This window comes from Candidatus Limnocylindrales bacterium (assembly GCA_035559535.1).
Taxonomy (GTDB): Bacteria; Moduliflexota; Moduliflexia; order Moduliflexales; family JAUQPW01; genus JAUQPW01.
This window is the reverse complement of the sequence record DATMBG010000021.1, coordinates 1-25705: the sequence shown is the minus strand read 5'-3', so window position 1 is coordinate 25705 and position 25705 is coordinate 1. Positions and strand designations below refer to the sequence as shown.

At 45.7% G+C, this 25705-nt stretch carries 23 protein-coding genes; 16 read left to right on the top strand and 7 right to left on the bottom strand.

Annotated features, from left to right (window positions below; genetic code table 11):
- Nucleotides 1-228 precede the first annotated feature (228 nt).
- From VNM22_06020 to ispG, 3 genes are all read left to right on the top strand, one after another.
- On the top strand, nt 229-918 hold the full coding sequence (locus tag VNM22_06020) for an HAD family phosphatase (GenBank protein ID HWP46700.1): 690 nt from the start codon (nt 229-231) through the stop codon (nt 916-918).
- Between the two features lie 221 nt (nt 919-1139).
- Nucleotides 1140-1976 (top strand): tetratricopeptide repeat protein, encoded by an 837-nt coding sequence (locus VNM22_06015; protein HWP46699.1) that lies wholly within the window; start codon nt 1140-1142, stop codon nt 1974-1976.
- 80 nt (nt 1977-2056) lie between these two features.
- Entirely contained in the window at nt 2057-4267 is a 2211-nt protein-coding gene (gene ispG, locus VNM22_06010) for a (E)-4-hydroxy-3-methylbut-2-enyl-diphosphate synthase (GenBank protein HWP46698.1), read from the top strand.
- Between the two features lie 7 nt (nt 4268-4274).
- Here ispG and VNM22_06005 read toward each other — a convergent pair whose 3' ends face one another.
- The gene (locus VNM22_06005; GenBank protein ID HWP46697.1) at nt 4275-4934 is read right to left on the bottom strand and encodes a ferritin-like domain-containing protein; all 660 of its coding nucleotides are present in this window, start codon (nt 4932-4934) and stop codon (nt 4275-4277) included.
- 598 nt (nt 4935-5532) lie between these two features.
- Here VNM22_06005 and VNM22_06000 point away from each other — a divergent pair.
- Both VNM22_06000 and VNM22_05995 read left to right on the top strand, forming a co-directional pair.
- Complete coding sequence (locus tag VNM22_06000; GenBank protein ID HWP46696.1) at nt 5533-5985, top strand: hypothetical protein; 453 nt, start codon at nt 5533-5535, stop codon at nt 5983-5985.
- 439 nt (nt 5986-6424) lie between these two features.
- Nucleotides 6425-6754, top strand: coding sequence for a hypothetical protein (locus tag VNM22_05995; GenBank protein ID HWP46695.1), 330 nt, complete (start codon nt 6425-6427; stop codon nt 6752-6754).
- A 154-nt stretch (nt 6755-6908) separates the two neighbouring features.
- Here the strand turns inward: VNM22_05995 and VNM22_05990 are convergent, their stop codons facing one another.
- Together VNM22_05990 and VNM22_05985 are read right to left on the bottom strand one after the other, a co-directional pair.
- Nucleotides 6909-7514 carry a class I SAM-dependent methyltransferase gene (locus tag VNM22_05990; GenBank protein ID HWP46694.1) on the bottom strand — a complete coding sequence of 202 codons (606 nt, stop codon included), beginning with the start codon at nt 7512-7514 and terminating at the stop codon, nt 6909-6911.
- A gap of 1 nt (nt 7515) precedes the next feature.
- Nucleotides 7516-7749 carry a hypothetical protein gene (locus tag VNM22_05985; GenBank protein HWP46693.1) on the bottom strand — a complete coding sequence of 78 codons (234 nt, stop codon included), beginning with the start codon at nt 7747-7749 and terminating at the stop codon, nt 7516-7518.
- Nucleotides 7750-8018: 269 nt separating this feature from the next.
- Between VNM22_05985 and VNM22_05980 the strand changes: the two genes are divergently transcribed.
- The 8 genes from VNM22_05980 (at nt 8019) to VNM22_05945 (ending at nt 17587) form a co-directional block, all read left to right on the top strand.
- On the top strand, nt 8019-10097 hold the full coding sequence (locus VNM22_05980; protein HWP46692.1) for a thiamine pyrophosphate-dependent enzyme: 2079 nt from the start codon (nt 8019-8021) through the stop codon (nt 10095-10097).
- A gap of 94 nt (nt 10098-10191) precedes the next feature.
- A complete protein-coding gene (locus tag VNM22_05975) occupies nt 10192-10629 on the top strand; it encodes a hypothetical protein (GenBank protein ID HWP46691.1) in 438 nt (145 codons plus the stop codon).
- A 139-nt stretch (nt 10630-10768) separates the two neighbouring features.
- On the top strand, nt 10769-11665 hold the full coding sequence (locus VNM22_05970; protein ID HWP46690.1) for a WD40 repeat domain-containing protein: 897 nt from the start codon (nt 10769-10771) through the stop codon (nt 11663-11665).
- Nucleotides 11666-11748: 83 nt separating this feature from the next.
- Nucleotides 11749-12117, top strand: a complete 369-nt coding sequence (locus VNM22_05965; protein ID HWP46689.1) for an acyl-CoA thioesterase — start codon at nt 11749-11751, stop codon at nt 12115-12117.
- Nucleotides 12114-12410, top strand: a complete 297-nt coding sequence (locus tag VNM22_05960; GenBank protein ID HWP46688.1) for a hypothetical protein — start codon at nt 12114-12116, stop codon at nt 12408-12410. The genes VNM22_05965 and VNM22_05960 overlap by 4 nt, the downstream gene beginning before the upstream one ends.
- Nucleotides 12407-13963: a leucyl aminopeptidase gene (locus VNM22_05955; protein ID HWP46687.1), complete on the top strand. Its 1557-nt coding sequence runs from the start codon at nt 12407-12409 to the stop codon at nt 13961-13963. The genes VNM22_05960 and VNM22_05955 overlap by 4 nt, the downstream gene beginning before the upstream one ends.
- A 339-nt stretch (nt 13964-14302) precedes the next feature.
- Nucleotides 14303-14770 carry a hypothetical protein gene (locus VNM22_05950; protein ID HWP46686.1) on the top strand — a complete coding sequence of 156 codons (468 nt, stop codon included), beginning with the start codon at nt 14303-14305 and terminating at the stop codon, nt 14768-14770.
- Between the two features lie 525 nt (nt 14771-15295).
- Nucleotides 15296-17587, top strand: coding sequence for a DUF2298 domain-containing protein (locus VNM22_05945; GenBank protein HWP46685.1), 2292 nt, complete (start codon nt 15296-15298; stop codon nt 17585-17587).
- 225 nt (nt 17588-17812) lie between these two features.
- Here the strand turns inward: VNM22_05945 and VNM22_05940 are convergent, their stop codons facing one another.
- Both VNM22_05940 and VNM22_05935 read right to left on the bottom strand, forming a co-directional pair.
- Entirely contained in the window at nt 17813-18667 is an 855-nt protein-coding gene (locus VNM22_05940) for a 3-hydroxybutyryl-CoA dehydrogenase (protein ID HWP46684.1), read from the bottom strand.
- 147 nt (nt 18668-18814) lie between these two features.
- The gene (locus VNM22_05935; GenBank protein ID HWP46683.1) at nt 18815-20014 is read right to left on the bottom strand and encodes an acetyl-CoA C-acetyltransferase; all 1200 of its coding nucleotides are present in this window, start codon (nt 20012-20014) and stop codon (nt 18815-18817) included.
- Between the two features lie 332 nt (nt 20015-20346).
- Here VNM22_05935 and VNM22_05930 point away from each other — a divergent pair, with 332 nt between their 5' ends.
- A complete protein-coding gene (locus tag VNM22_05930; protein ID HWP46682.1) occupies nt 20347-20994 on the top strand; it encodes a DUF4241 domain-containing protein in 648 nt (215 codons plus the stop codon).
- Between the two features lie 40 nt (nt 20995-21034).
- Complete coding sequence (locus tag VNM22_05925) at nt 21035-22615, top strand: NAD(P)/FAD-dependent oxidoreductase (GenBank protein HWP46681.1); 1581 nt, start codon at nt 21035-21037, stop codon at nt 22613-22615.
- 10 nt (nt 22616-22625) lie between these two features.
- Here VNM22_05925 and VNM22_05920 read toward each other — a convergent pair whose 3' ends face one another.
- Complete coding sequence (locus VNM22_05920; protein HWP46680.1) at nt 22626-23063, bottom strand: gamma-glutamylcyclotransferase family protein; 438 nt, start codon at nt 23061-23063, stop codon at nt 22626-22628.
- A 68-nt stretch (nt 23064-23131) separates the two neighbouring features.
- On the opposite strand from VNM22_05920, the gene VNM22_05915 reads away from it, so the two are divergent.
- On the top strand, nt 23132-24073 hold the full coding sequence (locus VNM22_05915) for a D-2-hydroxyacid dehydrogenase (GenBank protein HWP46679.1): 942 nt from the start codon (nt 23132-23134) through the stop codon (nt 24071-24073).
- On the opposite strand, the gene VNM22_05910 is transcribed toward VNM22_05915, so the two are convergent.
- Nucleotides 24074-25087: a gluconeogenesis factor YvcK family protein gene (locus tag VNM22_05910; GenBank protein HWP46678.1), complete on the bottom strand. Its 1014-nt coding sequence runs from the start codon at nt 25085-25087 to the stop codon at nt 24074-24076. It lies immediately after the preceding gene.
- Between the last annotated feature and the right edge of the window lie 618 nt (nt 25088-25705).

The following is a 25705-nucleotide window of genomic DNA, read 5'->3' as shown; positions in this document are numbered from 1 at the left end:
GGGTTTATTTTTCTATTGACGGATGGGATAAGAATACTTTATGTTCATACCTGTTTACATATAAAGAAACGACCAGGTGGTAAGGAGTGTTTGGACCATAAAGAGCGCGAAAAAACCAAAGCCTACGAAATGTGAAAAGATCCCTCTTCTCCACCTTATATAGACCTTTTCCTGTTTCGTAATTTTCATGTCCTTTCGTGATCTTCATGGTTCAAGATTAGAAGAGTCTTGCTCAGAGCCGTTATTTTTGATTTTGATGGTACTATTGTAGATACCGAAGGGATGCACTACGAAACAACTCGAAAGGTTTTAGAGGAAGAAGGAATCCCTCTAACCCGAGAGGCTTTTTATGCCAGATATCTGGGCTATGATGACCTAGATGCCTTTCGGGCTATTTTGAAGGATCTGAACTTACCCTTGGATCCTGCATGGATTGAAAACCTGGCCCAACGTAAGGCTGGGTATTATCAGGAACAGTTACATCATCATCTGATTTTGTTCCCCGGGGTGGTCAATTTTATAACAAAGACGGCAGAAAAGTATATAACAGCTATTGCGTCTGGAGCTTTGCGAAACGAGATAGAGTTTGTACTGGAAGCTGCGCGGATCCGGGATAAATTTAAAGTTATTGTAAGCGCTGAGGACATCGAACATAGCAAACCTCATCCCCAGGGCTTCCTTAAGGCATTAAAAAAAATTAATCAAGAAATTATGAAAACAGCCCCTCTTATTCGTCCTTCCCAATGTCTGGTTATTGAAGATTCTTTAGCCGGAGTTCAGGCCAGCAAAAGTGCCCAGATGAAATGCTTAGCCGTTTTGAATACCTATTCCGAAGAAGCTCTTAAATCTGCCGGTGCTGATCTGGTCATTCCCAGTCTAGAGAGCTATAATATAGAAGAAGCAGAAAAATTATTCTAGGTGGAAATGTGGAAGTGTGGGAGGATGGGGGTGTGGGAGTGTGGAGGTGTGGAAGTAGGGAAGGATGGGGATGTAAGAGTATAAATGTACTCCTCACCTCCATATTTTCTTTTATCCCATAAACAGCTAACGCGACGTTACCACAAAAAATTTCCTGCTTTCACACTCCCACACTCCCACACCCCCATCCTCCCACACTCCCACACTCCCCTACTTAACTGATGCAATCTATCAGCACCCGTCAGCTCTTTGTCGAGATGATGCGGCGTTCTGAAGGCGAGATTGAGCTGGATAGAGCTGCTCTCCTCATTGCCAGGGAAGAATATCCGGATCTGGAGGTAGAGAAATATCTTCGAAGATTAGATAGGATGGCTGAGGAAGTCAGAAACTGGTTGGAAGGGATTCATAGCCCCTTAGGGATTATTCAAACCATGAACCGGTATCTCTTTGAGGAGGAGGGATTTACCGGCAATACAGAAAACTATTACGATCCTCGAAACAGTTTTTTGAACCAGGTATTGGACCGGAAGACAGGTATTCCTATCCTCCTTTCTATCTTATACATGGAAATCGGGCGCAGGATCGAATTCCCGGTCTTTGGGGTCGGTTTTCCCGGGCATTTCCTGGTTAAGAGTCCCTCTGAAAGTGGAGAAATCCTTATCGATCCCTTTAATAAAGGAGCCATTCTTTCTTATGCAGACTGCCAGACCCGGTTAGATCAGATTTATGGTGGTGCCCTCTTGTTTCAGGAGCAGTTTCTGGCGATAGTTACTAAAAAACAGATCTTAACTCGAGTGCTCCAAAACCTTAAGGGAATTTATATTCGCGAGCAAAACTATTCCAAAGCCTTTTCGGCTATCGAGCGCATTCTTCTTATTAATCCTAACCATCCTCAGGAGATCCGAGATCGGGGGTTATTGTACTACAATCTGGAGCGCTACGTCCAGGCATTGGCGGATTTGGAGCGATATGTAAAAATGGTACCCGATGCACCGGATAGAGATATCATTCAAGGACATATTCAGGTACTTCGGAAGCTCATTGCAAGTACCAATTAAAGGTGATCTAAAGATAAGGGCTCAGGGATCAGAATGTTTTGAATTCCGGTTCCTGGAGGCTGATCCTGATTCTCGTTTCTATGATTAACATCTTACCTTATTGTCAAGACCCTTATACCTATTATCGCCGAAAAACAAGAGTTGTTTATGTGGGGGATGTTCCCCTTGGGGGAAATTATCCTATTCGGGTTCAGTCCATGACTACCACGGATACAAAGGATACCATTGCCACGGTGGATCAAATCATCCGATTGGTGGAAGCCGGCTGTGAAATCGTCCGGGTAACGGTGCCTTCTCTGGCCGATGCTGAAAACCTGAAAAATATTAAAGCCGCTTTACGAGAGCGGGGTATTAAAGTTCCGCTGGTAGCAGATATCCATTTTACCCCGAATGCTGCCTTAAAAGCTGTAGAGTATGTGGAGAAGGTTCGAATTAATCCGGGAAATTATGCAGATCGGAAACACTTTGAGCAAAAAGAATACAGCGATAGCGAATACGCCCGGGAATTGGAACGGTTAGAGACCCAATTTAAACCCTTAGTTTTAAAAGCTAAACAATATGGAGTTGCCATGAGGATCGGAACCAATCATGGTTCCCTTTCAGATCGGATCATGAACCGCTATGGGGATACTCCGGAGGGCATGGTAGAATCTGCTCTGGAATTTGTACGAATCTGTGAAAAATATGGATACCGGGATCTGGTTCTATCCATGAAAGCTTCCAATCCTCTGATTATGATCCAGGCTTATCGGTTGTTGGCTGCCAGGATGGCTGAATTGGGAATGGATTATCCTTTTCATCTGGGTGTGACGGAGGCCGGGGATGGGGTGGATGGACGTATGAAATCCGCCGTTGGAATCGGTTCCCTGTTGGAAGATGGGATCGGAGATACCATTCGCGTCTCTTTAACGGAAGATCCGGTTGCAGAAATTCCTGTGGCCTATGCTTTGGTTAAGAAGTATAATGATTTGCTCGAGAAAGTAAGGAAGTACGGAAAGATGGAGGAAGAAGACCATAAAGATAGAGAGGCCAGGACGCCCATTGTTCTCTCTTCTCCCAAACCCCTACTTTCCCCTATGCCTGCTTCCCTACGAAATCCTTACACTTACTCCCGTCGTAAAACCCGGGAACTGGATTTAAACGGTCTTAAACTCGGAAATACCCATCCGATCCGGGTAGAAATTGCCGTTACAACGCCGATTTCAGATGTAGAAGCTACCTTACAGCAAATGGACCGACTTCTAAATCCGAAGTCCAAAAACTGTCCACCTTCTGAGATTATTCAGCTTTCCCTGGAAAAGGACATAGAAATAGATTATGTAACAGAAATTCGAAGAAACCTTCAGGGTTCCAGGTCCTTATCCCTTCCCCTTATTCAATCGGAAACCGGGCCCATGGTTTCGGGTCGAGTCCCTCTGGCCCTTAAAATTTCTCCTCATCTGATAGATCCGGATCCTATCTGTCGTATTCTTCCAGAGGTTGATAAAATCAACCTGAGTCCTGATCCAGAAGGATCCAGCTCAGATTGGAAATCTCGGATTCTACCGTATATCCAGTTGGCCAAGACGTATCAGAGGACGATTCAATGGGATGTTGATGAAGCCCAGATTCCTGAGTTTATCTTAAAGACCCATGGAAAAACCCTCGAAGGTCTTGTAGAGACGTGCTATCAGCTTGTTGGACTGGGTCTGGATCAGAATTATGAGAATGTTCTTATCTCTCTGAAAACCTCTCAAATGATCTTTGCCTACCGTAAGCTTGTTGATAAATTGGATTTTTCGGGAATGGACGTTCCCCTCCTTTTAAGGTATAGTCCGACTCCTGAAACTGAAGATCCTCTCCTGGAGGCTTCGGTGATATTGGGTTCTCTGCTATGCGATGGAATCGGCGATGCCATCCAGATAGCCGGATACGATGATCCTCTCGAAGCCCTTGAAGTGAGTTATAATTTGCTTCAGGCTACCCGATTGCGAATATCTCGAACCGATTTTATATCCTGCCCATCTTGCGGTCGCACCCAGTTCGATCTCCAAACTACCACCCAACGTATTAAGTCTAAGATGTCCCACCTTAAAGGGGTTAAAATCGCCATCATGGGATGTATTGTTAATGGTCCAGGTGAGATGGCTGATGCCGATTTTGGATATGTTGGATCAGGCCCCAGGCGGGTAGATCTCTATGTCGGGAAAGAACGGGTGGCCCGAAACATACCCGAAGAAGTTGCCGACGAAAAGTTGATCGAGCTTATTAAAGCCCATGGAAAGTGGATTGAGCCTTCAGAACCGATCTAAAAACCTCTCAGCATCCCGGGGCGTGATGGATCCTGGCCCTGGTCCAGGCAAGGTCCTGGAGTTCTTCGGCTAATTCTAAAGTACGTGCCGCCGCACGTCGGGCCTGTTCCTGCTGTTCAGGCGTTAAAGCGTATTTTAGCAAAAGACGTCGACCCAGCTCGTGGTGAAACCGCTCATCCGGTTGGATGATATCCCGGTAAAGACCGGCGGTTGCCTGATCTCCTATAGATTCGCAAAAATCAATGAATTGTTGGTTCTTAATAAGGGCAATCGATTCTCGGGTAAATTGTCCTGCGGCTACACGTTCAACGGTATCTGTAAGGGTTGTCAAATACTGAAACAGGAGGCTATATCCCTGGGCCAGAGGATCAAATCCGGTAAGATCTACCCCCAACTCCTTGAGTCGCTGTTCGATTAACCGGTAATGCTTCGCTTCATCACCTACCTGACGAGCAAAGGCCAGTTTTACTTCCGCCTGAGGGGTAGTTCCTATCCACCTGGCCGCAATTTCTGCAGCCTCGATCTCGTTTTTAAGGGCAATTTTTAAAAGGTCTCTAACATCCAGATTTCCTTCTCCAAAAGCTTTACGGGCATCCATAGCCCTTAGCTGATCTAAGAGTTCATTGTTAGACGCTTCCAGTTCTTTTACAAAAGTTTCTATATCCATACTTATCTTTCTCCTTGACTCAGATTCTAAATGATACCAGATTCTCAGTAGTTGTATTTTTTATGATATTTTAGTCTATGAGTTTAAGCTAGTAATTCCATATTGTCAAATTAAATAAACTTAAGACTAAAAGAATTAAAAAATACACGCTAAACCTGACATTTCGATCCGTGACCAGTTTTTCTCGCTCCCGGGTTCTACCTTAAAAGGTAGATTCAGAAACTTTGCCTGGTCGTAAAGGGGATTCGGAGCAGAGAGCCTGATGGAGGTATGTTCCCAGAAGGAGTCTGAAACCAGGCTACGGACAAGATGTTATGTTTTCTAGTTAGCCTAGCTCGTACACCGGGTAGATAATTTTTAAGTTGTTGAAACGGAGTAAGGAAAGTCGAAAAGATGCAAACCCTTTTGGGTATCCCCAGAGAGGGTTTTAGATATCTGTTGGATAAGGTCTTGAGTGATAATTCCCAACAGGTATAGAAACTTTTCTCAAAGGATTACGTCTTTTGAGCTGGTGTTATTCCGTTTTCAGGAGAATTAAAACAAGGGCCGGATTAAAAACCTTCGGCGTTTTTTCTCGGGCCCTCCAAGGAGGTAAGTTATGAAGAAAACCGTGATTGCAATATCCATGGCAGCCCTAATGGCTGCGTCTTCTGTTCCTGGTATAGCTCAGAATACGGAAACCGGAAATACAGTAACCGGAACCGGCGGTGCGAAGGGTACAGGTACCACCGAAGGTACGGGAATAACCAAGGGGACTGGAGGTGCCACGGGGACCGGCGTCGTAGTTTACAAAAGTAAGAAACGGACTCGAAAAGGTAAGAAGAAAACTACGGTTCATGCTAAGAAGGGAAAAGGAAGTGTTTCTGGTCAAGGCGTTGCCATAGGTAAAGGTACTACTTCCGGTAAGGGTACTGCAGCAGGTAAAGGGGCTGCCACGGGGACGGGTACAGCCGGTAATCCCAGACATCATGGTGACTCCCATACAGGTACCGATACCGGAACAACTACAGAAACCGGAAATACTGGATCAACGAGCAATACTAAGCAATAACTCCACTTAAATTTTTATGGAAAGATGAAACCCACCTGATCCTGAGCTGCAGCGGATGTCTGTTCCGCTGCACTTCCTCTCTTACCGATGGCTTTTCCTCTCAGGTTTATTTATTCAACCGGTTTGTCCGAATCAGGACTGGTAGAATCTGAGAACTTTTTTAACCTGCATCTCCGGCCAAGATAATTTATTGGGAACCTTTTTCAGGTCAGTACGTCATTCTAAAGTAGAATGATCTTACTCAGGTTGAAAAAAGGCTGAGGTAATAAACAAACGATCCTGAATAATTTTAAGATTTCTACCCTCGTAGTCGTGGGAATAGAGATAGGGTAGAAACTCGCTTCTACTGATTGTTTGGGAATTTATTACAAAGGTTTACGATGGGTTACTTACAAGGGAATTCAGGTAAATTTCACCCAATATAAATAGGAGGTGCCTTATGAAAAGAATGCTTATAGCCATATGTATGGTAGTTTTGTTGGCTATATTCTCTGTTCCGGTTATGGCCGGTGAAGTGAGTGGAAGAGGCGGAGTTCGGGGAACCGGCAGTATTCATGGTGGTGGTACAACCCTGGGTACAGGTAGTGCCAGCGGTACCGGAATGGTTATCTATCGAGGTAATCACGGTAAAGTCCGTGCTAAAAAAGGAACCGGCACCGTTTCTGGTAGGGGAATTGCTATTGGCAAAGGGAGTGCTACCGGCACCGGTAAAGCAATGGGCGGGGGACAGGCTTCCGGCACAGGTGGAGCAGGACATCCTCTCCGATAATGCGTTTTACCCTACCTACCCCCTCTGATCCCATAGACCGGATAAGCTCTTGTAGGGATGACCGGCTGGTCGTCCCTACTCCTTTTGAATCCGGAATTCTCTCTGGGTCGGGATTCCGGAAGATTTATTTCGGAAAAATTTCATTTCCCTTTCGTTAGGAGATCCTCTGGGGTTTAGCCATACCTCGTAATACCACATCGTATACGACGCTCTGTAATTCCATAATCTCAAAACCGTTTCGTCGGAAAATGGACAGAGTCTCCCGATTCAGATGACAACCGGCACAGAGTTTTTTCCAACCCGGAGTTAAGGCATCCTGAACTTTAGCCAAAATCGGGGTTTTGGTCCTGACATGCTCCAGAAATCTAAAGGTTCCGGCAGGTTTTAAGACCCTATGAACTTCTCTGGTTGCTTTATCTACCTCCGGAATTGAACAGAAGACCAACGTTGATATAACCGTATCAAAGCTAGAATTTTTGAAGGGAAGGTCTTCGGCACTACACCGGATAAGCTCAACTGATACGGAAGCCCTTTTTAACTCCCTATAGGCCCTTTCAAGCATATGGGGTTCTGGATCAATCCCTACGACTTTCTCGACGTCCCGATAATAAGGAAGGTTTAATCCCGTTCCAATCCCCAGTTCTAAGACTTTTCCCTTTGCAGCCGAGACCACTTTTTGTCTCTGCTTCCCAAGACCCAACCACTCTTGCGGAATCATAATCCAGTTATAGGTAGCTGCAAAAATAGGATGTTGTTTCATCTTAACGTTGTATATGAGCCCGAAGGGCCATCTGGGCACTGATCAGCCCGGCCAGAATACCATCTTCATAATTAAACCTGGGGTTGGAAGCCAGCTCTGGAAAACCGGGAGGATCCAGGATATCCTCCCGAGTTAATCGAGGATTAATTTCTTGAGCAACCTGGTAGACTTTTTCCCTTTGCTGGGAAATCATCTGTTCTAAGAGCAGATCCAAAGCTTGAAAAAGTTCGTTCAATTCCCTAGCCCCCTTTATTCCTTTTACGTTCTTTGGATTTTTAGAGTGAATAACTATTTAAATTTTATAAAAGAAAGGTTGATCCCGTCAATAAAAAGTTTATTTCCGACTAGGTTTGCCGGGTAAGTCCAAACTGCATCTTGACAACAGGGACCCCATCGCATTAAATACAGGTAACAGGATCATTCTAAAGAAGGCAGGCTTTAAATCTCCTACAACCCTGGATTAAACGGATTTATGTGATTCGTATAATTCGTGGGTTATAACCCATGAAAGAAGGACTTAAAGTTGGATTAAGTTTTGAACAGACGATTACCGTAGCACCTGAAGAGGGAATCACGTACTTAGGTCCCGAGTATCCCTCGGTTTTCTCGACTCCTTCCATGATCAGACTCATGGAAGATACCTCCAGGAAGCTCTTAGAGCCCTATTTAGATCAAGGAGAAAGTTCTGTGGGAACAGCCGTGAATATCAGACACCTGAGACCAACCCCGATAGGAATGAAGGTTACGGCCAGATCCCGGTTGATCGAGATCCGTGATAGACGCTGTATGTTCGAAGTAGAAGCCTATAACGAAAGGGAAAAAATCGGGGAAGGATTCCATGAACGGGCGATTATCGATAAAAAGAGGTTTGCAGCCAAAGCAAAACCGGAACAACCAACAGATAGCCTGTCAGGGAAATCCTATCGGATGAAGGGAGCAGAGGCAGTTATTCAAACCCTGAAGGCAGAGGGGACCGAAGTTATTTTTGGGATTCCTGGAGTTCATGCACTACCTCTTTATGATGTGTTGATAGATTACCCCGAGATCCGTCACATTCAGACTATGCACGAACAGGGAGCCGGATTTATGGCCGATGCCTATGCAAGGGTAACCGGAAAACCGGGCGTTTGTTTAATAACCCCGGGTCCAGGGGGAGGTAATGTCATTACCCCGGCTATGGAAGCCTACGCGAGCTCTTCTCCGGTCTTAATTCTCATGGCACAAATTCATTCTAAGTTGGTGGATAGCGGAAAAGGAGGGGTTCATGAAGTTAAAGATCATTATAATCTGTTTAAATCGGTTACCCGATGGAATCATCGCGTGAAGTCAGTGGAGGAAATCCCTTCCGTGATCCGGGAAGCCTTCAAAAAATTAAAAACCCAGAGACCCGGGCCGGTACAGATCGAAATTCCCACAGATATTCTAAGTAGCGAAGGTCAGATAACTATCCCGGAGAAGGTTCCGTGGACGAGGAGATCCGGTGATCCCCAAAAGATTAAAGAGGCGATAGACATCTTACATCAAGTTAGAAATCCTTTAATTTTAGCCGGCGGTGGAACGATTCGATCAGGGGCTGAGTTAGAAATCCGTGAGCTTGCAGAACGGTTGAGTGCTCCGGTTATAACAACCTTTCAGGGAAAGGGAATCCTCCCCGAAGATCACCCTCTGGCCCTGGGTTGTATAAATGGACTCCTTATCTATAGAGGAAATCCGGTGAAGAGTCCCTTCGTACAGAAATTTCTATCTAAAGTCGATTGTTTAATGATCATTGGGACAAAACTGGGTGAAGCGACCACCGATAATTGGCGGTTACCTTTACCGGTGCGAAGGATCCAGATTGACCTGGATGAGAAAGAGATCGGAAAAAACTATCCGGTCGAGGTAGGTATTGTGGGGGATGCCAGACAAGTTTTGGCAGAAATCTTGAAGGAACTAAAAGAAAAAAATCTATCTCGAGTCTCTGAATGGGAAGAAGTACAAAATACGGTGACTGAGTTGAAAAAGGAAATTGAAGGGCTTCTCAAGTCGGGCCGTCGGGAAAAAGAACTCCAGATAGTTTGGGATCTCCAAGAGGTTTTAGAGCCAGATGCCATTGTGGCCAATGATATGACCATTATGACTTACTGGACTGGGCGGTATTTTAAAGTACGTCGGCCACGGACGTTCTTATATCCTTATGGTTCTACCACCTTGGGGTTTGGCTTACCTGCTGCAATTGGAGCTAAAGTGGCCTATCCTGACCGACAGGTTATAGCCCTTTGTGGAGATGGGGGGTTTATGTTTACTTGCCAGGAACTGGCTACAGCAGTCAAATATCAGCTAAATATTCCCATACTAATTTTTAACGACAGAAGCTATGGGGTTCTCAAGGGTTTTCAAGAAATTCGATATGGTCGTAGCTTTGAGGTAGATCTCTATACCCCTGATTTTGTAAAGTTTGCAGAAGCTTTTGGGGCGCGAGGAATTCGATTAAAGGATCCTTCAGAACTAAAATCTGCCCTTAAAGAGGCTCTATATTCGAATTTTACAACTATTATTGAAATTCCTGGAACTTTTCAGGTCCCCTGGCTATCTTTAGAATAAAGAGGTCCTGGGTCCTTGTCTTAATCCAAAATGACCGGTGGATAAGCTGGTTGTCTGAAATTGCTCCTGTATTTACATGGACCCACAAGCAAAAATGGGACTGTGGGATCGTTTCAAATATGATCTTATTTCCCCTGGAAATGCCAGAGGAGCTGTAGAAATATTAAAGAAACAACCTTGCCTGAATTGTGGAAACAGGTTAAATGTACGCTTTTTTAGCTGTGATTACGAGAAGGTGGAAGGTTCAGAGCGCGAGCTCCGCAGAGATTGGTGGTTTCAAGGTTATGCTGTTTGTACAAAATGTGCCGTAAATTATATCACTCAGGTGGAGAATGATCCTATGGAGTTTTCTAAGGGTTATCATTGGAGTCCAACCCGAGTCGACTGGACCCTGGAAAAGGTTCATGAAGCCTATCAGGCCTACGTTTCAGAAGAAATAACTAAACTCAACGAGTTTTATGAAGTCAGGCAAAAGTTAGATCCCCGTCAGCCTAGAGTGATGTTGAAGATTTTGAAGTACCATGAACTGTAAATCGTTTTAGAAGTTACTCAGGAGTCAGAATTTAGATCTTACCCACGGAATCATTCCCGGATGGATAGAAGGGCAAAACTAGGTTAAGAGGTTGTATTCCTTCTTCTGAATTCTGGCCTCTGAATTCTGATAGGTTAAAATGATTAAAGTTACCTGTGTTGCTTATAGTCCAGATGGAAATTATCTGGTAGCCAGTAGTAGCAATAGCCAGGTAAAAATCTTTGAAGTTCAAACCGGCAAAGAAGTCATGATGTTGGGGGGACATTATGATGCGGTGTATAGCGTCTGTTACAGTCCAGATGGAAGGTACATCCTCAGTGGAAGTAGAGATAAAAGTATTCGAATATGGGAAGCGGCAACGGGTAAAGCATTATACAGCTTAAAAATCCATACGGCAGATGTATTCAGTGTAGTTTATAGTCCTGATGGAGAGAGTATAGCCAGTGGCAGTCGGGACAGGCAGGTTAAAATTTGTAATCTGACTACTAAAGAGGTAAAAACCCTGGAGGGTCATACAGATCAGGTCTTTACGGTTTGTTACAGTCCAGATGGCCGCTATTTAGCTAGTGGAGGAATGGATCGAAAGATCAGAATCTGGAATGTGGAAACGGAAGAGACCCAATTTATACTGGAAGGGCATTTAAAACATGTTAAAACCCTGGTTTATCTGGAAGATGGTTCCTATTTAGCCAGCGGAAGTTTTGATGATTCCATCAAAATATGGGATACCCAGACAGGAAGGGAAATTCACAGGCTGCTGGGTCATACGGGATCTGTGATGAGTCTTTCTTATAGCCCGGATGGAAAGCACCTGGCCAGTGGAGGGGGAAAGGATGATCATTCCATTCGAATCTGGAATCTTGAAACGGGAAACTTAGAGTTGTTAATTAAAGGGCATACCAAACAGGTTATGTCGGTTTCTTACAGCCCGGATGGTAATTATCTGGCCAGCGGCAGCTTCGACGATACTATTCGCATTTGGGACGCCAAAACCGGGAATCTGATCAAAACCCTCTCACCGAGTGATGCAGGGTAAAGGATAGGGTTAGAAGCCGGAAGGACCTCTGGCTTTTAACTTCTGACCTTAAGGGTCATCCCTTATCTGGCATCGATTAATTTGTGCAAGAGCCAGCTATTCGCGTGATGATGCTCCCCCGGGATACCAACGGGTTTGGGACTATTTTTGGTGGGGTTATTTTGAGCTATATTGACCTGGCCGGGGGGATAGAGGCCCATAAATACGCTCCTAAAAGGTTTGTTACCAAGGCCATGCGGGAAGTAGAGTTTGTGGCCCCTGTATATGTGGGAGATCTGGTAAGTTTTTATGCCCAGGTCATTCGGGTAGGGCGCACCTCTTTAACGGTCCACGTTATAGTCGAAGCAGAACGTGGAACGAGTCATAAATCCAAGGTTAGGGTAACGGAGGCTGAAGTTATTTACGTGGCGGTCGATGAAAACGGTCGACCGACGCCTATTATGGGAGATTGAAGTCTATACAAACCTGCCTAACGGCCGCTGCTTTATGGCTTTTACCTTCTACCTCTTTGATTTTTGAGCTAAATGCCAGCAGAGAATTGCTATCCCGAAGGTTTGAAGTGAAGGATTCTCTAGAAGCTATTGAGTTTTATTTCCAGAAAGGCTGGACCGATGGGCTTCCGGTAGTTCCGCCTACCGAAGATCGGATCTGGGAAATGCTGGATTATGTAAAGACAGAAACCCAATCACAGGCAAATCTTGTCCTCTTCAATCCAACCATTTGGAAGATTTTAGTAGAAATATGAAACAGATTCTGGCCAGAACAGGAAAGATCCACGAGGAGTCTGTGGACGTCCTCGTTTTGAATTTTTTTGAGAAAACGAAAGATCTCACAGAACCTGTCAAGTCCCTGGATCAATCCCTCCAGGGGATGATCCATCGGGTCTTGCAAGGAAACAACTTCAAAGGAAAGGTCCTGGAAACCCAACTGATTTATTTAAGCAAACAGGGAACCGATCCGACTCTCACTGCAAAAGCCGTTCTGCTTGTAGGGCTTGGAAAAAAAGAGGAATTTAATCTGGAAACCCTCCGTCGTGCGGCAGGTAAGGCTGCAAAAGAAATTTCAAGGAAGGGATTTACCAGTTTTGCGACTCTGCTTCCCGGAACAGGTAATCCCAGAGAAGCCCAGGCTTTGGTTGAAGGAACGTTACTGGGACTCTATAAATTTGATCCCTATAAGTCTAAGAAAGAAGAGGATGCCAGGGAGATAGATCGCATGATCCTTATCTGCACCGATGAGCAAAGGTTAGCAGAAGTAGAAGAGGAAATTCGTACGGCCCGGATTATCTCAGGAGCCGTTAACTTTGCTCGGGACTTGATTAATACGCCGGCGAATATCCTGACTCCCTCGGAGCTGGCCCATCAGGCCAGGCGGATGGCCGAAACCTGCCGTTTAAGATGTCAGATCCTGACGGAAAAAGAGATCTCAGATCTTAAAATGGGAGCTTTGTTAGCCGTTGCAAAGGGAAGCGAAGAGCCTCCCCGATTTGTAATTCTGGAACACGATCCGAAGCAAGCAGCAATCGGCAAAGAACCAGAGGGTAGTTCGGCTTTGGGTACCATAGTTTTAGCCGGTAAGGGTGTAACCTTTGATAGTGGGGGAATTTCTCTGAAACCCTCAAAGGGGATGTACCAGATGAAGACCGATATGTCCGGAGCCGCGGTTGTGTTAGGTACCCTGCAGGCTATAGCGCTGCTGGATCTCCCCCTTCACGTAGTGGGATTGATAGGAGCTGCCGAGAACCTCCCCAGTGGTAAAGCCACAAAACCCGGTGATGTCGTTACTTCCCTCTCCGGGATCACCATCGAAATTCTAGATACCGATGCGGAGGGTCGGTTGATCCTCGCGGACGTCCTGGCCTATGCTAAAAGATACAATCCCCAGGCCGTTATTGATCTGGCAACTCTTACCGGTGCCTGCGCCATTACCCTCGGTCGGGTTGCAGCCGCTATGATGGGAAATGATAAATCTCTTCTGGATAAGATCCGTCAGGCCGGAGAAACTTCCGGTGAACGGGTTTGGGAACTTCCTTTATGGGAGGATTACAGGGAATTGGCCAAGAGTAAGATAGCCGATCTAAAAAATATTACCGAAGATGTAGGAGCCGGTACGATTATGGGGGGAGCTTTCCTGAGCTATTTTGCCGAAGGTTTTCCCTGGGTTCACCTGGATATTGCCAATGTGGCCCGCAATTTTGAAGAGAAACCTTATATTCCTGAAGGAGGAACCGGTTTTGGAGTACGGTTGCTGGTTGAGTTCCTAAGAAGCTGGAAAGGAAGCGGATTAAGTCAAAAATAAAATTTGAGGAAAACTTCTCAACTTCTAAGTAGTGTCATAAAAAGTGGAGTCAGAAACAAGAAACCAACGACTTTTTGTCAAAATTTCTGGAATATCAATGGCCTTTCCCTGTGTAGGGAGGGCTTTTTTGCTTTAAAAGCTCTGGCATAAAATTTGGAGATAATTTAAAATGTCTAATGGTTACCCATTTACCGTGAAAATGTTTCATAAAGGGTAGGACGACCTTACGGTATTGCCTTTTAACAGGATAGCCATAGAGAACTGCTCCTACCAGTTATGTTACATTCCAACACGGAGAGGGTATAACCCACAACATTCTTAAAAAAAGGAGGTTACAGTATGTCTTGGTTTAAAATTCAGTCTATCTTTTTTGTTGCGGTGATAAGCCTGTTGCTTTTCACGGTGACCGGAGTTACAGCTCTGGATCGGTTTGGTAATGGAAATCGTACAGAATTTGATCCGGCAGCGGCTAAATGGCCCTGGTTCAATCAGTCGACCGCTGAGCCTGTAACACCCCTTCCACCTGCTTTACTACCGGATAGAGGACAGAACTCAAATCAAACTGCCTTTAATCCGGAAGGTGCACGGTGGCCCTGGTTTAACAACAACGGTCTTTCAAATACGTCCCGATTTGGGAGCGTGACACCACCTTTACCATCGGACCGTGTTGCGTTTAATCCAGAGAATGCGAGATGGCCACAGTACCAGACGTCAGGAGTTGGTCAGGCTCCCATTGCAGCCAAGGAATCTGTACAGATCAGAGATGTTAACCGTTTAAATTCCAAATCTCGTCTCAATCGTCGTTAACCCGGTAGAATACCGTTTTATTCTACCGGTCTCCAGCCTAAGAGAAGGCCCCTATCTTGTAGGTTCCTATAATCTTGAAGGAGAACCCGGTAGGGGTGGTTCTCTATGGCCGTTTTCCCACTCTGAATCGAAATCTATCTAAACCGAACCAGATTCTTTCGACATTCTGTCTGGGATTTAATACTACTCCTTCTTCCCCCGGAGGGAACAGCCTAGTTTGACAGTTTGTCCAAACCTGAAGGTTAAAATTCTGAAAGAACGTCATAGCAAATCCCACCCTTCATAACCGATCCAACCCAACCCATTATCCGAATATCTTTAGTTTGATGACTTTTAACAGCTCGAATCGTAGGCTAAAGCTCCAAAAAAGGAGAGTAAAGCAGCTCACCAGTTTGAAGCCGGTATTAGAAAAAAGTTCCTGGATTTGATTGACTTTTAGTAAAAACAATTTTATGATACCCACAGTTCAGCCACCTGACATCCTTAGAACTTACCCTGTATAGGGTTGGTTAGGTAGTAACGTTTATGAATTCTGAATTTTTATCCCTGTTTATTTGGTATCTTATCCTCCAGATTCTGGCATGGAGTACTTTTCCCATTTCTTATCGCCTTTTTCCCAGTTTTCCAGACCGGGGTTATGCCCTGGCTAAAATCCAGGGACTGTTATTCTGTGCTTATATAAGCTGGCTTCTCACCAGCCTGCATCTGCTCCCTTATCAGACTACAACGGCCTGGTTGTCAGTAGCCTTTATTCTCGTTTTAGGAGTGGGTTTCGGACTCGTCCAACCCCATCGTAAGGATCTGATCAAGTTCCTTCAACGAAACCTTAAACTGCTGCTCCTCCTGGAAGTTATCTTCTTATCGGCCTATTCGGTCTTTGCCTTTATCCGATCCTATAATCCAGATATTACAGGAGCGGAAAAGGAGCCGGATTTCACCTTCCTCAACGCTATTTTACAAAGTAAAACCCTTCCCCCCCTGGATACCTGGTTTGCCGGAGAATCTCTTAACTATTATTATTTTGGCTATTTTATCTGGGCTCAAGTCATTAAATTATCCAGGATTCCCTCTTCCATCGGATTTAATTTAGCCATAGCCACTATACCGGCTTTATCCCTCGTGGGCGCATTTAGTCTGGGTTTTAAGCTAACAGGGCGATTTCGTTATGGTTTTTTGACCGGGTTTTTATTGTGCCTGGCAGGTAATCTCGATGCCCTTATCCAGTGGCTGGAGAGAGGAAGACTGTTTCCCTTTGACTGGTGGAGAAGCTCCCGGATTATTCCAGATACTATCAACGAGTTCCCCTTCTTCAGCTTCTTACTGGGAGATCTTCATGCCCATTTTATGTCGATCCCCCTTGCCTTGTTATTTCTTTCCCTGTTGTATGAGGTGACCTGGAAGGAAAAGGAGAAAGGGAGAAAGGGCGAAAACAGGAACAGAGAAGGGGAAGAGCCGTTCCCTTCCTCCTTCCTTTCCCTCTTTCACCCTCGCGTTCTTCCACGCTCCCTTTTTCCCCTTCTCCCCTTCTGTCTCTCCCTTGGTGCAACTCCCTTTCTTAACACATGGGATTTTCCCACGTATCTCCTTTTAACCCTTTTGTGCCTTTTCCTAGGAAATCTTAGAAAGGCAGAAACTTCTGGCCCGCATTTCCAGAAACCGAAATTATCTGCTTATGCTGGATGGACCTTCTTCACCTTTTTAGTCTTACTGGCCGGGAGTTATATCCTGTACCTGCCTTTCCATCTATCTTTTAAATCTCAGGTTCCTCTCAGTAGCCTCCGAATGGTTTCAAGCTCTCAACGGACCGGGGTGGCTTATTACCTCATTATCTATGGGTTTTTCTTGTTTATCCTGGTCACCTTTGCCTTCTGTAAATTCACACATATCCTAGGTTCCTTTACGCAAGATGTTCAAAGGACCCTGTGGGGAGGTCTTTTGTTATCCTTTCCCATCTTATACCTTGTCTTTAATACCTGGGTTATTCCTCTGACCTTGCCCCTTACCCTGTTATTTTTAGTATTAACCTTACAGGAGAGAGAAGCCTCTTCGCAATTTATCTATGGATTGATCTTCGTGGCTACGGCGATTTTGATAGGATGCGAGTTGATATATATTAAGGATTTTTACGCCCATCCCCTCGAACGGCAGAACACTATCTTCAAATTTTATTATCAGATTTGGATTTTCTTATCCATAGGGGTTCCTTATCTACTCTATGAGATCGATACCCAGGGGTTTTTGAAGGAAAAAGTCCGAATTTACTGGGATTATGTTTTCATGTTTTTGCTGGTAGCTCTGGTTATTTATCCCGTGGCCGCTACCTACGAGAAATGTAATCGATTCAAAGATTCAAAACATGGAGGCCTTCCCTATCTTCCAACCCTGGACGGTACCCTGTATATTCAATTTCGTTATCCTCAAGAGTATCGGGCTATAAAATGGCTAAAAGAAAACCTCTCCGGGCAACCTGTTATTTTAGAAGCCACCGGGAAACCTTATTCCTTCTATGGGAGGGTTTCCACCAATACAGGATTTCCAACTGTATTGGGTTGGGGGAATCATGAAGCTCTCTGGCGGGATCAAACCTGGAAATCCATTATGGAACGCACCCAGGACATTCAGACGATTTATACAGCTCCGGATAAGTCCACCGTTCAAGATTTATTAAAAAAATATCACATTCAGTACATTTACGTAGGTTCCCTGGAAAGGCAAACTTACAGCCCGGTGGGGTTGGAAGGATTTAACACCACCTTTGAGCCGGTTTATCATCAAGGTGAGGTGATTATTTATAAAGTTCCAGATACTTCTTCCTAAACCTTATCCCCTACACGATCCGCAGTAGCTCGAGAATACGGATGGTAGTGTCATCATTCGACGAAATGGTTTTGGAGGACCCACCGTTGGATTGCCTACCCTAACCCTCTCATCCCCATACCCCCCTGTATCCCCCCGTGGACGGGGGGAAGGAGTATGGGGATGAGAGGGTTAGGTGTTAAGAAAAACCTACTTCAGAAAGGAAGGGGGGAAATCTGTGTGTAGTTACTTGGGATAATCATAAAATCCTTTCCCGGATTTTCGTCCCAGATAACCGGCCAGAACCATTTTTTTCAACAGGGGGGGTGGAGCATAAAGACGATCTCGATATTCTTCAAAGAAAATATTGGCCACTTTGTAAGTGGTATCTAATCCTACAAAATCCAGGAGTTCAAAGGGCCCCATGGGGTATCCGCAGCCCAGCTTCATGGCCTTATCGATGTCCTCTTTAGAAGCCAATCCGTTTTCGAGAGCCCGAATAGCTCCCAGCAGATAAGGAATCAGTAGAAAATTAACGATAAATCCAGAGTTATCCTTAGCCGCTACAGGCTCTTTCCCCAGGGACTTTACAAACTCAAAGGCTGTCTGAAAGACTTCCTCCTTTGTAGCGATGGTTCGTACCACCTCGACCAATTTCATCAAGGGAGCCGGATTGAAAAAATGCAAGCCTACAACCCGATCTGGGCGACGGGTAGCCGCAGCCATCTCAATAATCGTCAGGGAGGAGGTATTACTGGCCAGAATGGTTTCAAAAGGACAAATCTTGTCCAGTGCACCAAACACTTCCTTTTTTATATGAATATCTTCTACCACGGCTTCAATGATCAAATCACAATTCCCCAAATCCTCCAGTCGAGTTGTTCCCTTAATTCGGCTCAGGATCTGATTTTTCTGTTCTTCGGTCAACTTCTTTCTTTCAACGCCGGTTGACAAAAACTTATGGATACTTTGAAGTCCTTTATCCAGCAAATCTTGGGAAATCTCCCTTACGGTAACCGGATATCCGGCTTGTGCACAAACCTGGGCAATACCCGAACCCATCAATCCACATCCAACGACCCCAACATGTTTAATTTGCATATCCGGAACCCTAAGACTCAAAGGCATTAAGCCTGTTTTCTACCGATTGGAAGGAACCTAAAGACCTTCAGAGTTTTAGCACATCTTAGTACCTTTGGGTCTTAGAGGCGAAAGAGTCTTTTCCATTGTCAAACAAGGACGTTTGACCTACGATATTCTTTCAAAAATCGCTGCGATTCCCTGCCCACCTCCGATACAGAGGCTTGCCAGACCGTATTTAGCTTCTCGACGTCGAAGTTCATAGAGGAGGGTTAAAGCCAGCCGGGCCCCGCTGGCGCCTACCGGATGCCCTAAGGCGATGGCGCCACCGTTTACATTCACTTTCTCCCGGTCGAGGCCTAATTCTTTCTCTACGGCTAAATATTGGGCGGCAAAGGCTTCATTAATCTCGATCAGATCTAAGTCCTTCAGGCTCAGATTTGCTTTTTTCAGTACGATTCTGGTAGCGTCTGCCGGTCCGATTCCCATGATATCGGGATCTACACCGGCCAGCCCCCAGTTAACCAATCTTCCCAGGGGGGTCAGGCCCTCTTTTTCGGCTATATCTGCCGTGGTCAAAACAACAGCTGCTGCACCGTCACAGATGCCACTTGCATTACCCGCCGTCACACATCCGTCTTTTTTAAATACCGGAGGTAATTTCAAAAGTCCTTCCAGGGTGGTATCCATACGGGGATGTTCATCGGTGTCAAAAATAGAGGTCCGTCCTTTTTTGTCCGTTATCTCCATGGGGACGATCTCTTCCTTAAGTCTTCCTTCCATAATAGCCGCCCGGGCTTTCATCTGGCTCCGCAAAGCAAATTCATCTACTTCCTGTCGGGTGATTTGATATTTCTGTGCTAAGTTTTCAGCCGTGATGGCCATGGGCGTATCGTGGTATGTGTCTACCAAAGCGTCTCCTAGAGAATCCTGCAATACCGGCTCATTTCCGGCAAATGAGAGTCTGAAGCCTTCCCGAGCTCCACGTAAAACATAGGGGGCCTGACTCATATTTTCCGTTCCACCCGCCAGTACAAAGGTTGCTTCACCTAACAAAAGCAATTGGGCTCCATAAACTATGGCCTGTAAACCGGAACCACACAGTCGGTTTACGGTAAGGGCCGGAGTTGAAATCGGAACCCCCGATTTTAAGCCGATGTGTCTGGCTAAATAAATAGATCCTTTATGGGTTTGAATAACATTCCCAAAGACCACATGATCAATCCGATCCGGTGTGATTCGAGCCCGCCTCATGGCTTCCTTAGAGGCTACGGTGGCCAGCTCTACAGAGTCTATATCTTTGAGACTTCCCAAGAATTTCCCGAAAGGGGTCCGGGCTCCTCCGATAATGACAACATCTTTATGCATACTGACTCTCCTCCCTTCTCGCTGACGACTAAATCGAAGCCGGATACTTTAGTCCGTTTTCTCTAATCGTTATTTTTGCAAAATTAAACCTTGAAAGTATAGCTTTTATCTATCTGTTATATATCTGTCGGAGGAATACTCCGTCAAGTTATTTCTTTGGATCGTTTGAATCAAGCTGGTTGAGGAAGAGAAATCTTTAGCTTGAGAATTCTTTCTTTCGATTCCCGGCATTTTCCCCTTGCATCCTTCTCATTAATTTTTATAATGACGACAAATCTAGAGGTAAACCCCGGCTATACGTTATCTGTTTGATGATGTTTGGAGGATAACCTATGAAACATCCCGACTTTTCCAAGGCCTTTCAGGATGGTCAAAAAATAGTGGTTGCAGATGAAGAAATCCTTTTAAAATGTCATCCCATTGGGGAGCTGGTTTTGACTTCAGGCAAGTTAGTTGCCTGTGATCCCCTGGTTTGTCCGGAGCCCAAACCCTTTACGGTAAGTTTTAGACCGGGTTCTTATCCGGTTATTTTAAGCGTTGCCCATTTCCTGGATACCGGGGATGAGAGGGTTGTCTGTGCTATGATCCAGACAGGTTCTGAGATGCCCGTACGATGGGAAATGGCTACAATTCCGGGTCAGGATCTGGGCTCCCTGAGGGAAAGGGAGATATTTGGTTATGGGGTTGATTCGGAAATGGGATGTTTTATGGATGCAGAAACGGCTCAGATACTTATGGAAAAATTAGAACATGAAGAGGGCTATCGGGAAAGGTTAATTTCGGAGTTTGAAAAAACCTACCTTCCCTCCTGGTCTTGGATGAATATATGTATGAATCCTTCCAATGGAGCAAATCTCATAGCCTTTTCGTCGGGCTTTGGAGATGGTTTTTATGCAACCTACCTGGGATACGGCCCGGATGGACGCGTCAGTCGTGTGGTAACCGATTTTGACCTTTTGGATATGGAAGAGGCCGTGTAAAAGAGGCCGCTTTTTTACCCATCGATTTGGAGGATTGGTCATGGCCAGAACCCAACTTTTTTCTAAAATTCAACGTGCTTTAAAACTTGCCGCATACTTTGAAACGAAAGGTATTTCCACAACGGAGGGGCTTGAACAGATTGCCGAGGTTCAATGGAGTCGCCGTCGGTTCCTTCAAACAGCCACCGCCGTCGTAGCCGGGATAGTGGTGGATAAAGTGTTTCCAGAATTTTCGGTAATGGCCGCCGAGGGTCCCCGGGTTGTCATTGTGGGTGCAGGTTGTGCCGGACTGACCTGTGCTTATCGACTTCAGCAAGCGGGGATCCAGGCCCGTGTGCTAGAGGCAGATACCCGGGTGGGAGGACGTATGTTTACGTTGCGTAAGGCCTTTCCTGACGGCCAGATTGCAGAGCTGGGGGGTGAGTTCATCGATACCAGCCACACCTCGCTTCGGCGTCTGGTTAAGGAACTAGGACTTACACTGATCGATGTCCATAAGGCCGATGATAACTTGGTCTCGGATGTTTATTACTTTGAAAACCGTTCTGTGCCCTATACCGAGATCGTAGAAAATTTTCGTCCGGTCGCTGCGCTTATTCTGAAAGATCTTGCAACCCTTACCGGGGATGGATCGGTGACCTATAAAAACCCCCACAATGGTCAAGCCCTGGACCGTCTCAGTATCGCCGAATGGTTAAATACACGGGGTGTAACCGGGGTCATTGGATCTTTACTGGAAGTAGCCTATCTGGGGGAATACGGCCTTGAAGTGGATGAACAAAGTGCTCTGAATTTACTCTTTTTGATCGGAACCGATCCAGATCACTTCAAACTCTTCGGGGAAAGTGATGAGCGCTTCCATATCGCCGAAGGTAATGATAGTGTACCAAAGCAACTTGCCCAGCGACTTCGGCGACCCATCGAGTTTGAAACTCGCCTGGAAGCCATCCGACAGCTTGCCAATGGGACTTATCGCTTGACGGTTAACCAGGCCGGTAAGGCCAAAGATATTACAGCCGACGAGGTGGTTCTGGCCATCCCTTTTACCATGCTTCGGCAGGTTAACATCCAGGTCCCACTCCCTCCGGTTAAGCGACTGGCTATAGAGACCCTGGGCTATGGTACCAATGCGAAGATTATTGCAGGCTTTTCCCAACGGATCTGGCAGATGGCCGGAAGTAACGGCAGTACTTTTTCAGATCTGAGTTATCAATCCTCTTGGGACACAAGCCGTGGACAGGCCGGTAAACATGGAATTCTGACAAACTTCGTGGGAGGAAAGCGTGGAATTACGGTCGGTAAGGGGACTCCTCAGGAACAAGCTGCCGATTTCGTTTCCCAGATCAACAAAATTTTCCCCGGAGCCACGACGGCTTATACCGGGCAAGCTGCCCGTTACCACTGGCCGACGGCGCCTTTCGTTGAAGGAAGTTATGCCTGCTATAGACCGGGTCAATATACCACCCTGGCAGGAGCCGAAATGGAACCGGTTAAGGGCCTCCACTTTGCCGGAGAACATACAAGTCTTGATTTTCAAGGATTTATGAACGGAGCTACTGAATCCGGTGAACGTGCTGCTAAAGAAGTTCTCAGTCGGGTGTTGAGACGGAGGGTTCGATAAAGAAAGAGCCCTAAAGTTCGGTTGGATCCCAATATCCCGTAGGAAGCCTGACAGCAATCTTTTCCAGCTCTCTACGACGACTCTCCGGAAACAGATAGCACCAGGCCTGGAGGTGTTCGCCGGTTTCCAAAATCTCAACGTCCTTTAAAACCCGAAGGTAATAGCTTCCTTCAGGATCTTTCTCATTATATTCCTCCAACTCGTCCAATCGTTCCAGGGTTTTCCGGGTATCTGGAAAGGTCATGACTTCACCGTAAACATATCCTGTAGAACCTGGCAGCAGGACCGGATACCCCTGGGGAAGGCGATAAAGTTCTCCTAAAGTTCTGGCTTCTTGAATGGTTAAGGCGTCGTAGGCGTACTTTTTGAAATTGGAACCCCTCCGACATAGGGTCCCATAAAAGAAAAAATAATGACTTTCCGGTGGATAAAATCCTTGACGCTCCATATCTCCCCATTTAAAGTTAATATAAAATCTTTGACTTTAAAAGATCACTTCTAAAAGGAGTATACCTTATGAAATTCCTGATTTATCCCGCAATAGATGAGAAATCCCTTCAAGAGATCCAATCCGTTTCAAAGGAGGTTGAAGTTTTGAATATCCAGGAAGAAGAGAAAGCGCTTGAGGTTATGGACGAGGTAGATGCCATGTATGGAACCATTACACCGGCCCTTTTGGCAAAGGCGAAAAAATTGAGGTGGATTCAAACGCCTATTGCGGGGCTTGAACACTATATGTTCCCCGCATTGGTAGAAAGTGACGTGATTCTCACCAATATGCAAGGGATTTACAGCGATCATATTGCAGATCATGTCATGGGATATATTCTGTGTTTTGCCCGTGGGTTTCATATTTACCTCCGACGGCAACTCCAACGAAAATGGCAGGGGGGTGTCCCTGTCATCCATCTGGCGGACCAGACCTTAGGGATTATCGGGTTGGGTGGAATCGGAACGGAGGTGGCCAGACGGGGAGCAACTTCCGGGATGCGGGTCCTTGCGGTCGATGCCATCAAGAAAAGAAAACCCAGATTTGTTAAGGCGTTGTGGGGACTCGATAAATTAAGCAGGCTCTTAGCAGAGTCCGATTTTGTCGTAGTGTGTGTACCGCAAACCCCCGAGACGGTTAAAATGATCGGTATGGCCCAGTTCAGGCAGATGAAGAAAACCGCTTACTTTATCAATGTGGGGCGCGGGGTGGTGGTGGATTTGGCGGCCTTAACTACAGCCTTGCAGAACGGTGAAATTGCCGGTGCAGGATTGGATGTCTTTGAAATCGAACCTCTCCCTTCTCACCATCCCCTTTGGGGCATGGAAAATGTCATTATAACTCCCCATACTGCAGGAGAAGACCCTCATACGGCAGAGCGCCGAATCCACGTTGTAAAAGAAAACCTTCAACGGTTTATGGGAGGTGAACCTTTAAAGAATATCGTAGATAAGAAGCGCTGGTTCTGATTATTCTTTACAGGTTAGGATCTGATATAAGAGTAACCCAACCTTCCCAGGATCCAGCCGGATGGTATCCAACTTGTGAAGCTTTCTTTTCTCTTTTCTCTCAGGTTCTAAGAGATAACCACTCAAGATACGGATATTTAACTTCTGAATTTGATCTCGCATTTCCGGCGTTAAATCCATAAACATACAACCCTCCTGTGCATATAAGTCCAGGACCTCTTGGGAAGGGGTTCCCTGGTTGATGAGGGCATAGTGCAGAACATTCTTCCCAAGGTAGGCCATAATTTCTTCCACATGACGTAAGCAGGTAAATCCATCGGTCTGACCCGGATAGGTCGTTGTATTACAAATGTAAACCTTTTTGGCGGAAGATTTTTGAATGGCTTCTACGATCCCAGGAAAAACCAGACAGGCGATCTGACTGGTATAAAGACAGCCGGGGCCTATTACGATAAGATCGGCCGTATGTAAAGCTTCAAGGCAAGCCGGGTTTGCTTTAGCCTCCGGATCTTCCAAGAAGATTCTTTTAATGGGAGGTTTGTGGGGTTGTCGGATGGAGTACTCTCCCTTTACAATAGACCCGTCTTCCAACTCGGCACAAATATGGGTGCTTTGAAGGGAAACGGGTAAAACCTTTCCCCGGACTTGTAAGAACTGATGCAGCCATTGAATAGCCCCATCAAAATCTCCCAACAACTCGGCTAAGGCTGTAATAAAGAGATTCCCGAAGGCCATGTTCCTAAGGTCCGTTGAAAGACTCGGCTGAAGCCGATATTCAAACAATTCTTTTAAAAGTTTATAAGCCTCCGGAGGATCCGCCATGAGGGCCAGGGTGGCCCGCAGATCCCCTGGAGCGGGAATGGAAAAATTCTTACGGATGATCCCCGTACTGCTTCCGGTATCTGTTGTGGCAACGATGGCTGTAAGCTGAATATCCGGGAAAGATCCGATACTCTCAAACACCAATCGAGGACCTGAGCTTCCACCCAGGGAAACCACCTTCTTGAGCGCCATAAGGTCTCGTCAATAAGTAAAAGTCCTATCTTTTCAAGTTAATACCAGACCTGTCTTTACAAAAAGTGAGGTAAGCCGAAGTCCCCAGAGAAGCCAGGGGACGCATAGCTCTCCTCCTCTCCGTACCCAATGACTTCATGGGTTATCGGCAAGGACCCTCTTAAAGTATCCTTCTCAACTTGAAAAAGTGGGACTCTATAATTTTTGCAGTTTTTAACTTGAACCTATTAAATTTTAAATCCAATAACCTGGGTAAGCCCCGGAGGGGCAGCCTGTTTATAGGAAGAATATTCCTTCTCCTTTTCTATAGCCCTGGTGGGGCGACCTGTCTACCAACAGGCCGGCTCCTCTGAGGCCAGGTTAATAAAAAGAACATGGATCTACTATAAACAGATCGCCCCTGTGGGGCTTTTGTAATTCAATAAAATCCCCGACTTACAAAAAAGTTCGGAGCGACCCTGCCTCCATCCCTCCCTTGAGCTAACCATTACCCACATTTTTTCATTTCAGGGGATTAATAACTGGTTTAGCTATCTTGCTGGTTGAGTAGCGAAATGCATTGAATCTCCTTCGTGAGGGCAAGCTCCCTCTTTTTGCAAGGTGGGTCAACCGGGACGG

Excerpts from the sequence above, each read along its gene's own strand:
- VNM22_05955 (HWP46687.1), top strand. The coding sequence starts at position 12,407 with ATGAAACAGATTCTGGCCAGAACAGGAAAGATCCACGAGGAGTCTGTG.
- VNM22_05975 (HWP46691.1), top strand. The coding sequence starts at position 10,192 with ATGGGACTGTGGGATCGTTTCAAATATGATCTTATTTCCCCTGGAAAT.
- VNM22_05950 (HWP46686.1), top strand. The coding sequence starts at position 14,303 with ATGTCTTGGTTTAAAATTCAGTCTATCTTTTTTGTTGCGGTGATAAGC.
- VNM22_05910 (HWP46678.1), bottom strand. The coding sequence starts at position 25,087 with ATGGCGCTCAAGAAGGTGGTTTCCCTGGGTGGAAGCTCAGGTCCTCGA.
- VNM22_05980 (HWP46692.1), top strand. The coding sequence starts at position 8,019 with ATGAAAGAAGGACTTAAAGTTGGATTAAGTTTTGAACAGACGATTACC.
- VNM22_05990 (HWP46694.1), bottom strand. The coding sequence starts at position 7,514 with ATGAAACAACATCCTATTTTTGCAGCTACCTATAACTGGATTATGATT.
- VNM22_05970 (HWP46690.1), top strand. The coding sequence starts at position 10,769 with ATGATTAAAGTTACCTGTGTTGCTTATAGTCCAGATGGAAATTATCTG.
- VNM22_05915 (HWP46679.1), top strand. The coding sequence starts at position 23,132 with ATGAAATTCCTGATTTATCCCGCAATAGATGAGAAATCCCTTCAAGAG.
- VNM22_05930 (HWP46682.1), top strand. The coding sequence starts at position 20,347 with ATGAAACATCCCGACTTTTCCAAGGCCTTTCAGGATGGTCAAAAAATA.
- VNM22_05945 (HWP46685.1), top strand. The coding sequence starts at position 15,296 with ATGAATTCTGAATTTTTATCCCTGTTTATTTGGTATCTTATCCTCCAG.
- VNM22_06005 (HWP46697.1), bottom strand. The coding sequence starts at position 4,934 with ATGGATATAGAAACTTTTGTAAAAGAACTGGAAGCGTCTAACAATGAA.
- VNM22_05995 (HWP46695.1), top strand. The coding sequence starts at position 6,425 with ATGAAAAGAATGCTTATAGCCATATGTATGGTAGTTTTGTTGGCTATA.
- VNM22_05920 (HWP46680.1), bottom strand. The coding sequence starts at position 23,063 with ATGGAGCGTCAAGGATTTTATCCACCGGAAAGTCATTATTTTTTCTTT.
- VNM22_05935 (HWP46683.1), bottom strand. The coding sequence starts at position 20,014 with ATGCATAAAGATGTTGTCATTATCGGAGGAGCCCGGACCCCTTTCGGG.
- VNM22_05940 (HWP46684.1), bottom strand. The coding sequence starts at position 18,667 with ATGCAAATTAAACATGTTGGGGTCGTTGGATGTGGATTGATGGGTTCG.
- VNM22_05925 (HWP46681.1), top strand. The coding sequence starts at position 21,035 with ATGGCCAGAACCCAACTTTTTTCTAAAATTCAACGTGCTTTAAAACTT.
- VNM22_06015 (HWP46699.1), top strand. The coding sequence starts at position 1,140 with ATGCAATCTATCAGCACCCGTCAGCTCTTTGTCGAGATGATGCGGCGT.
- ispG (HWP46698.1), top strand. The coding sequence starts at position 2,057 with ATGATTAACATCTTACCTTATTGTCAAGACCCTTATACCTATTATCGC.
- VNM22_06000 (HWP46696.1), top strand. The coding sequence starts at position 5,533 with ATGAAGAAAACCGTGATTGCAATATCCATGGCAGCCCTAATGGCTGCG.